General features: G+C 38.8%; 9 protein-coding genes. All 9 read left to right on the forward strand.

Annotation, left to right across the window (positions count from 1 at the left end; translation table 11 throughout):
* Nucleotides 1–4: 4 nt before the first annotated feature.
* Nucleotides 5–223, forward strand: coding sequence for a hypothetical protein (locus ACFW35_RS18520; protein WP_379848031.1), 219 nt, complete (start codon nt 5–7; stop codon nt 221–223).
* Nucleotides 224–244: 21 nt separating this feature from the next.
* A complete protein-coding gene (locus tag ACFW35_RS18525; protein WP_379848033.1) occupies nt 245–637 on the forward strand; it encodes a TadE/TadG family type IV pilus assembly protein in 393 nt (130 codons plus the stop codon).
* The gene (locus ACFW35_RS18530; RefSeq protein WP_379848035.1) at nt 630–1,343 is read left to right on the forward strand and encodes a pilus assembly protein TadG-related protein; all 714 of its coding nucleotides are present in this window, start codon (nt 630–632) and stop codon (nt 1,341–1,343) included. Before ACFW35_RS18525 ends, ACFW35_RS18530 begins: the two co-directional genes overlap by 8 nt.
* Nucleotides 1,344–1,355: 12 nt before the next feature.
* Nucleotides 1,356–2,717, forward strand: a complete 1,362-nt coding sequence (locus ACFW35_RS18535; RefSeq protein ID WP_379848037.1) for a hypothetical protein — start codon at nt 1,356–1,358, stop codon at nt 2,715–2,717.
* 17 nt (nt 2,718–2,734) lie between these two features.
* The gene (locus tag ACFW35_RS18540; RefSeq protein ID WP_379848039.1) at nt 2,735–3,022 is read left to right on the forward strand and encodes a hypothetical protein; all 288 of its coding nucleotides are present in this window, start codon (nt 2,735–2,737) and stop codon (nt 3,020–3,022) included.
* 31 nt (nt 3,023–3,053) lie between these two features.
* The gene (locus ACFW35_RS18545) at nt 3,054–3,461 is read left to right on the forward strand and encodes an RDD family protein (RefSeq protein WP_379848041.1); all 408 of its coding nucleotides are present in this window, start codon (nt 3,054–3,056) and stop codon (nt 3,459–3,461) included.
* A gap of 30 nt (nt 3,462–3,491) precedes the next feature.
* On the forward strand, nt 3,492–4,796 hold the full coding sequence (locus ACFW35_RS18550) for a VWA domain-containing protein (protein WP_379848043.1): 1,305 nt from the start codon (nt 3,492–3,494) through the stop codon (nt 4,794–4,796).
* A 67-nt stretch (nt 4,797–4,863) separates the two neighbouring features.
* The gene (locus ACFW35_RS18555; protein WP_379848045.1) at nt 4,864–6,537 is read left to right on the forward strand and encodes a transglutaminase domain-containing protein; all 1,674 of its coding nucleotides are present in this window, start codon (nt 4,864–4,866) and stop codon (nt 6,535–6,537) included.
* A 225-nt stretch (nt 6,538–6,762) separates the two neighbouring features.
* A complete protein-coding gene (locus ACFW35_RS18560) occupies nt 6,763–8,196 on the forward strand; it encodes a nicotinate phosphoribosyltransferase (RefSeq protein WP_379848047.1) in 1,434 nt (477 codons plus the stop codon).
* Nucleotides 8,197–8,512: the final 316 nt, after the last annotated feature.

Consider the following 8,512-nt stretch of genomic DNA (forward strand, 5'->3'; position numbering starts at 1 on the left):
TTAAATGTTTACAAAATTATATGTGAAAACAGTTAGTGCTTGGGACAATGTTACAGGAAGAGTTCAAAATGAGAGAGGAGCACAAGCATTAGAGTGGATCGCACTAGGTATGTTAGTACTAGCGATTATGGCAGCAATTGCTACTGCTTTTAAAGGTGACACGTCTGTAGGTACAGCAGTGAAAAACCAATTAATCAAATTGATTAACGGGATTGGCGGTTAAACCGAGTCTCTGGGGTGAAATATGAGACATATAAAAAAATACATTAAGAATGAAAGAGGGTCGCAGCTAATAGAGTTTTTAGCTGTGTTCCCTATGATCATATTTGCTTTGTTATTTATTTGGCAAGTTGCTCTAGTAGCCTATGCCGTTGTAGTTTCAGAAGCAGCAGCTCGAGATGGTGCACGAGTGGCTTCGGTCGAGGGGGATTATGAAGCAGCTGTAGAAAGCTCGGCTTACGGATTAGATCTTCAAAGTGTTTCAAGCTCGACCGGTGATTCTAGTTATGGGAAAAATGTAACGGTTACAGTAGTTGCAAAAGTTCCAACTGTATCTGTTCCTTTTTTAGGAAAGATTGATTACGACTTGAAAGCCGATGCAACCATGCCAATGGAGGAGGATGAAACTGATGAATGATAACTACTTAAAAAATGAAAGAGGAAGTACCCTTTTAGTAGTTATGGGTTTGCTTATGGCAGCCATTTTCATCAGTTTCATCTTTTTTGATTTCTTTACGACATTTGCTGCAAAACGAGTGGGTCAAACTTCTGCTGACTCCGCTGCACTTGCTGCTGCTGAAGAAGCGAAAAAAATTTATGATAAAGAGCTCAAAAAGCAAATTAAAGATCGCCTAGAGAAGCTTAAAAGCGAACAAGAAGCTGAAGAAGAAGGAAGCGATGATGCTGAAGTTCCAGAAGATGAGGGGATTTCTACTCCGCTGCCTGGAATAGGTGATGCTCTCTTTGGAAAAGAGATGCCGCCTGGAGTGGAAAAATGGATTAATGGGAGTATTGTAGACCTTGATTCTCTTGATTTAAATGAAGCTTTAAAATATTTATTCAAACAAGATGAGATCAATAAGATTAGTTGTGGATCTATAGAGGATGCCTTCCCTCAAATTGAAGAGGCAGCGCGTCATTATGCAAAACTTAATGGTGCAGAGGATGACATAGAAGTAGAGTTTCCGTATGAAGGGGAATTTAAAATTTTTGTGAAGGTAAAGAAAAAGACCGAATTTGTTACGGTTGACGAGAATATGTTTTCAGGTGATGAAAATAAAGTAAGAGCAGAAGCCGCAGTAAATATTGCTACACCAAAAGGGATTGAAATTAGCTGTGATTAAGGGGGAGACAAAATGAGCCGTAAACTATCTTTATTTGTTATTATTCTATGTTTATTATTCTCATTTGTAAGTGTTTCCCCTGCTTCTGCTGGGGGTCTTGATTATGATAAAAGTCAAATAAAGCCTACCGAAATGCAAGCGAAAGATACTGGAAGTTTCTGGGATTTCTTGCCCTTTGATTTCGGGGATGGATTAAAGGATACCTTAAAAAAAGTAGAAAAGTTCTTTAAGCCTGTTATTGAAGCGCTAGGGGATGCTATCGACTGGGCAGCAAATGGAATTAAAAGTGTTGGAGATTGGTGGAATTCTCTCGATGATTGGACAAAAGACCTCATTTATACAATACTTGCCGTATTAGCAGTTGTTGCCGTTGCCGTTGCAGCGTTTGTACTGCTGCCATTTGTAGGCGTGGCATTGTTAATAGGAGCTATTATCGGAGCCATTGTTGCAGGTGCTTTTTATTTCTGGAAATATGGTGGTACGGATGCATTTGGATGGGGAGTTCTAGCTTGGGCTTTCGGTGGAGCAGCTCTAGGTGCATTAGGAGGCTGGTTATACAGCATAGGTGCAGTTGGGGCTATGGCTGGAATGCTTCGTGCAGGATTAGCTAGAGGTTTAACCGCAGCATTAAGTGGAATGAGGACTTTTGGCGGTTGGCTAGGCCAAGGTATGCGAGCTGGAGCCAGATATCTTCGATCGTTCGCTGGGTGGATTGGTCAAGGCGCAAGAAGATTTGGAAGTTTTGTTGGAAGAAATGCGATGCGATTCGGTCGTTGGGCAGGTGCCAGAGGTCGAGCAGCTATTACGGCTATAGGTAGGTTTTATGGTGGATGGGGTGTTTTCTTAAAAGCAGTCGGTATAGGTGCTCTAGTTTCCCTCGGGCTTGACGTTATTAACTTCTTTGTCTTTAACGAACCATTAAACCTTGGTGATACTTTACGTAATATGGCGATTAATGGATTGTTGGCAGGTATAGGAGGACCTATTGCAGGAAAGTTGAAAATAGCATTAACATCAAAAAGCTGGATGCGGCTTGCTGGTTGGGGTGGGCTTAGTACTACTCTAGGTGCAGGCGCTTATGGACTTGGGGAATACTTTGATGGAAGTTTTACACCAGAAGATCTAATAGTCGGAGGTATAGGAGGCCTAATCGCGTTGCCTGGTTCTACTGCGATTGCAAATGCACTAAATGATTTTGCTGAGCCAATCACACAGCCGATGGGTAATTTTATTAACTCAGTAACAGCAGATGTATATTACTGGAACGATTCCAAATCCCACCCAGATAATAATTTAAAAAATTTATACAATAAGGGATTGGAAAAATTTTCTGAATTTCACCAATCTCTAATTAATCTTTACAAAAGACCATAAAGCTAGGAGGGTGTTTAATGAAAAAGAAAGGAATAGATTGGTACTTTTGGGGTCCGGGTACAGCAATGGTTATAATTGTTTTGCTCTTTTTTACTCAATCTACAAAATTACCTAATGGTGAATATATTTTTGCAAGAAATCCTTTTACTTATTTCCTATTAGGCTTAATGATAGTTTGTATGATTCTTTTGATTTTCGGTAAGGTAAAAGAGAGCTTAGGGGGTAAAATCAACGGTAAAACCATTCTATACACTGCAATTGCAGTGCCAATTGTTACTGTAGTAGTTTATTTTATCAATAACTAAATTTGGTTGAAAATAACAAGGAAGTGACACCATGGAAATACATCAACCTGCAAGGTTTTGGAGACGATTTGGTGCGGTCATTATAGACGCAGGAGTAGGAGCCGTCATTGGATTTTTTATAGGCCCGATTTTTGACGATGAAACGTTATCTAGAATCGCAATATGGTTATATGTGATGGCTTACTATATTCTTGTTCCTTATTATTGGAATGGATACACGGTTGGCAAGCGTGTTATGGGCGTAAGAATTGTTCGTGTTGATGGCGCGAAGCTTGGGTTTAAAAATACTATTCTTCGGATGCCTGTTACTCAAATTTTGTATACGATTAGTTTTTTAACATTGTATTTAGTAACCGTTTTTATGATTATTTTTAGAAAAGATAAGAGAGCCATACATGATTTTGTTGCCGGAACGTATGTAACAACCGAAAAGCCATAAATCTCTAAACTGCACTAAAAGGAGGCATATATGAAAAGGTTCTTTACACTAGGGATTATAATTTTGTCATCTTTATTTCTAATAACAGCTTGTTCCGATTCAACTGCTTCGAAGAATGAAGATCCTCCAAAAAAGGAAGAGAAAAAAGAAGAAAAAGCTGAATTTCCTAAAGCGGCAACAGAACCAGAAGATATGATGCTTGAAGGTCCTGGTAAGCTAGCCAATGCCAATTACTCAGAAGAGGCAATGAAAGAATCTTTTAAAAAGATTCCAAATAAGTTAAGTACCGAAGAAGCTTATAATGCTGTTATTCATTACTTGGCAGAGGATTACAAGGAAGACTATGAGTATTACAAAAACCTTAATACAACAATAGAAATGCCTAAAAGTGATAAACCAGGTAATGGGAAAACTTTAAATGTTGCTATTTTACTAGATTCTAGCGGGAGTATGGCTGCTAAAATTGGTGGGAAAACCAAAATGGAAATTGCTAAGGAAGCCGTTCGTAATTATGCAAGTAAGTTACCACAAGGGTCTAATGTAATGTTGCGTGTTTATGGTCAAAAAGGAAGCAATGCTGACAGTGACAAAAAAGTTTCTTGTGAAAGCACTGAAGTTGTATATGAACTTAATACATATAACGAAGGCGATTTTCAAAATAGCTTAGATCAATTTAAACCTACAGGATGGACGCCGATTGCTGGTGCGATTCAAGCTGCACAAAAAGACTTAGAGGGACAAAACAATGATAAAGCTGAGAATTTAATTTATGTCGTGAGTGATGGAGTAGAGACTTGTGACGGCGATCCAGCTGCTGCAGCAAAATCAATCGCCGAATCTGCACAACATGCTAAAGTTAACGTAATTGGCTTTGATGTCAATGATAAAGGGCAGCAGTCTTTGGAAAAAATTGCTCAAGCTGGTGGCGGAGAATACCAATCTGTTAACTCTGCAGCTGATTTTGAAAAGTATCTGCTTGGAGAGAAAAATAAACTGTGGCTGGAATGGCAAACATGGGGTAGTGAAAACTTTATAGAAGCTCAAAACATTGCAAGTGACAAGTTTATGGAAGTACAAAATAGACATAGTGAGATCCTAAATAAAATCGTTGAAGAAAAGAGTCGACTTGAAAAGGGAGTAAGACTGTTAAGTGAATTAAAGAAAGTCGAAAATGGTTTTGAAGTTGAAAAATTAATCAATAACCGATATAACACCCTTGTTGAATATGACGATGATACGTTCAAATCACTCCAAAATGAAATAGAAGACAATCGTGATGCTTTACAGGAAACGATTGAAAACAAAAGAAATCAGGAACAAGGCAGTCTTGATTAGAGCTGACAACAAAGAGATGGCAACCCCATCTCTTTCTTTTTGAATACGTTCAGAGGAGATTAAGAGAATGAAAACTAAACTTTTGAGTATGATTCTTCCGCTTTTTGTCGTCGCCCTGACTTCATGCAGTGCCGATCAAGATGCTACTAATCAACCAGAGAAAGAAGAAAAAAAGGACAAATATACGGCACTTGCTGAAGAAGCAAATCAAGATGAAAAGTTAGAGAAGCTTGAGCTGCTTCCTTATGCAGAAGAGGTTGAAGCTTCTTTATCAAGCCCGAAATATAAAGACTTTACGACGAACTCTAGCGTTTTAGTCAAAGGGAAAGCAAAAAAGTTTAGCAGATTTAAGTCTGATTACGTATGGATTAAGGTGAGAAGTGAAGAGGAAGGTCCTAATGGCCGTGATTTCAGCTATTATGCACCTATTAAAGACGGAAAGTTTGAGCAGAGAGTACAGCTCTTTAATGGAAAGGGAAACTATTCTGTAAAAGTCAGTGTGCCTAGTGACAAAGCGGAAGATTATTTTTACGATATCGCAGAGTTTGATGTTGAAAACGTGAATCCAGAAGTGAAACGTGACGTAGCACTAACAAAAAACGCTCTTAAGCACGGACTAGTGTTAAAAAATTCCATAAATGGGTATATGGAAATAAATGGATCTTTTGAACTAGCGGGAGAAGTGGAAGATACCAGTGTAGATCAGCTCATGGTTGAACTCAAAAAAGAGAGCGAATCTACTAAAATCATGATTCCTGTGGAGAAGGGAAAGTTCAGCAAAAAAATCCCTCTTTATTATGGAAAAGGCGTTCATGAAGTCCAAATCATGACACCGAAAGAGGGGATGTTGGACTATTATTCTGAAGCTGCAAATCTGTATGTGAAAAATCTTTCAAGTGAATCCTATGAACCTATTAATTATTCTTCGGCTTACAAAGAAAAGGGCTTCGATCTCGAGACTCCTGAAGTTGGCGGTGAAAAGACAGATCTAACTTATAAAATTAAAGGAAGTATCGACCCTAGAGGAAAAGATGCGAATAAAACAGATGTTGTTTTTGTGCAAACCGAAAAAGATGATCAGAAGGCTATGTACGCCATTCCGGTAAAAAACAATGAATTTGAAGGGGAGTTCTTCCTGAGATTTGGTCCAGGTAAATATGAAGTTTCTTTAATGGCCCCAGATTTCACATTAACGAATGGATATGTACAGCACTTTGTAGGAGTAGCAGGTTTTACAGTAGAGAACACAAATGCACAAGACCAGCGGTTTACCCTGCCTTCAAGAGGAATTCAGTCAGACGCTCCAGCGATTAAAAAGTTGGCTGATCAGCTAACAAAGAATAAGAAAACGGAAAAAGAAAAAGCGTTAGCTGTTTACGAATATGTTGCCAAAAACGTGAGCTATGACGTGGATAAACTGAACAATCGCACATTTGAATTTGATGATAGCGCATTGAAAACGCTGGATGAGAAAAAAGGTGTATGTCAGGACTTCGCTTATTTGGCTATCGCTTTGTTGCGTGCAAGTGGATTGGAAACTCAGATGGTGACAGGATACGCAGGTCAAAACCATGCATGGGTGGAGACAAAAGTGGATGGACGATGGCTGACAATGGATCCGACGTGGGGTTCTGGATATCTTCAGAACAACAAGTTCGTACCTAAATTCACTATGGAATACTTCGATCCAAAACCAGCAGAGTTTCAGAAGACACATACGAAGAAAGAAATAGAATTTTAAGTTCAAAAAGCAGCAAATGAAGCTAGAACGCAGCAGTGAAGGATGGTTTTTTTTGAACTCCAAGGTGAATCTGCAGTAGAAGAAAGTAACTCAAAAATGGTAGAAAAGAAATTATTAATAGTGGAATAATCACTTTGCCCGGCTCTTTAAGTAGCCGGGCCTTTTAAAATGTTTAACAATTGTACAATAAGAGAAAAATGTACAAGAGAAAGGCGGGATTCCGAGATGAGCTATGAAGATTTAGCACTGCATACAGATAAGTACCAGATTAATATGATGTACGCCCATTGGAAAAACGGAACTTATAATAATATTAGAGTTTTTGAAGCTTTTTTTCGAAAAAATCCTTTTAAAAGCGGGTTTGCGGTATTTGCTGGTCTTGAGCGAATTATCCATTACGTAAACCACTTACGTTTTAATGACGATGATATTGATTATTTAAGAACACAGGAAGAGCAATATGATGAAGACTTCTTAAGCGAGCTAAAGAAATTTCGATTTACCGGGGAGCTCTTTTCCGTAAAAGAAGGGACGGTTGTTTTTCCAAACGAACCACTTATTCGAATTAAATGCCGTGTGTTTGAGGCTCATTTGCTGGAGACTGCTCTCCTCAATTTTATGAACTATCAGACACTGATTGCAACAAAGGCGGCACGTATCCGTCATGTTGCAAAAGATGATCAGCTAATGGAATTCGGAACACGGCGTGCTCAAGAAGCTGATGCAGCGATTTGGGGCGCGCGTGCCGCGTACATTGCAGGGTTTGATGCAACCTCAAACATGCGTGCAGGAAAGCTCTTTGGGATTCCTACAAAAGGAACGCACGCACATGCATGGGTTCAAGATCATGATTCTGAAGAAGAGGCTTTTGAACGTTTCGCAAAAGCACTGCCTGATCAAAGCATTCTTCTAGTTGATACATACAATACATTAAAAAGTGGAGTCCCTAATGCCATAAAAATTGGGTTGAAGATGAAGGAAGAAGGAAAGTCGCTAAAAGGCATCAGGTTAGACAGCGGTGATTTAGCTTACTTCTCTATCCAAGCCCGTAAAATGCTGGATGAAGCTGGACTCAACGATACAGTGATAGTGGCAAGTAACGATTTAGATGATGATGTTATTACAGATCTGAAATCGCAGGGTGCAAAAATTACATCTTGGGGTGTCGGAACTCAGCTGATTACGGCATCAGACCAGCCAGCACTGGGCGGCGTATATAAAGTGGTAGCGAAATATGAAGATGGTGAGTACGTCCCTACGATTAAAATCTCTTCTAATGTAGAAAAGATAACTACACCTGGATACAAAAAGGTGTATAGAATTATCAATAGTAAAGGAAAAGCGGAAGCCGATTATATTGCTATGGAGGATGAAGTAATCCCTGAACAAGACATCAAGCTTTTCGATCCCGTCCACACCTATAAAAATAAGGTTGTATCTTCATTTACTGCAGAAGAGCTGCTTCAGCCTATATATATAGAAGGAAAGCTTGTTTATGAGCTGCCTAATCTGGAGGAAATCCGCAGCTATCACCAAGAGCAGCTTCAGTTGTTCTGGCCGCAGCATTTAAGAAGGCTCAATCCTCAAGAATACTTTGTAGACCTTTCTGAAAAAGTATGGAAGACGAAAAACGACCTTTTAGAAAAGTATTCATTATAGGACTCAAAACCTCTTTTCCGATGTGAAAAGAGGTTTTTTAATAAAAACTTAAAAAAACCGTTGACGGTGCATCAGAACGCTGATATAGTAATAAACGTTGTTGCTTTTCTTACATATTTATCGACAAAAACAAACAAAACTTTTTTAAAAAAGTAGTTGCATCACATAGAAGATATGTGGTAAGATAGTTTTTGTCGCTGCTTTAAGAAAGTAACGCGATGAAGTTCTTTGAAAACTGAACAAAAGCAAAGGTAAGGAATTAAGAATTAATTCCGTCAGTTTTAAAACGAGAGCAAGTCAAACACTTTTATGGAGA

The sequence above is a fragment of the Fictibacillus sp. NPDC058756 genome, assembly GCF_042746035.1.
Taxonomy (GTDB): Bacteria; Bacillota; Bacilli; order Bacillales; family Fictibacillaceae; genus Fictibacillus.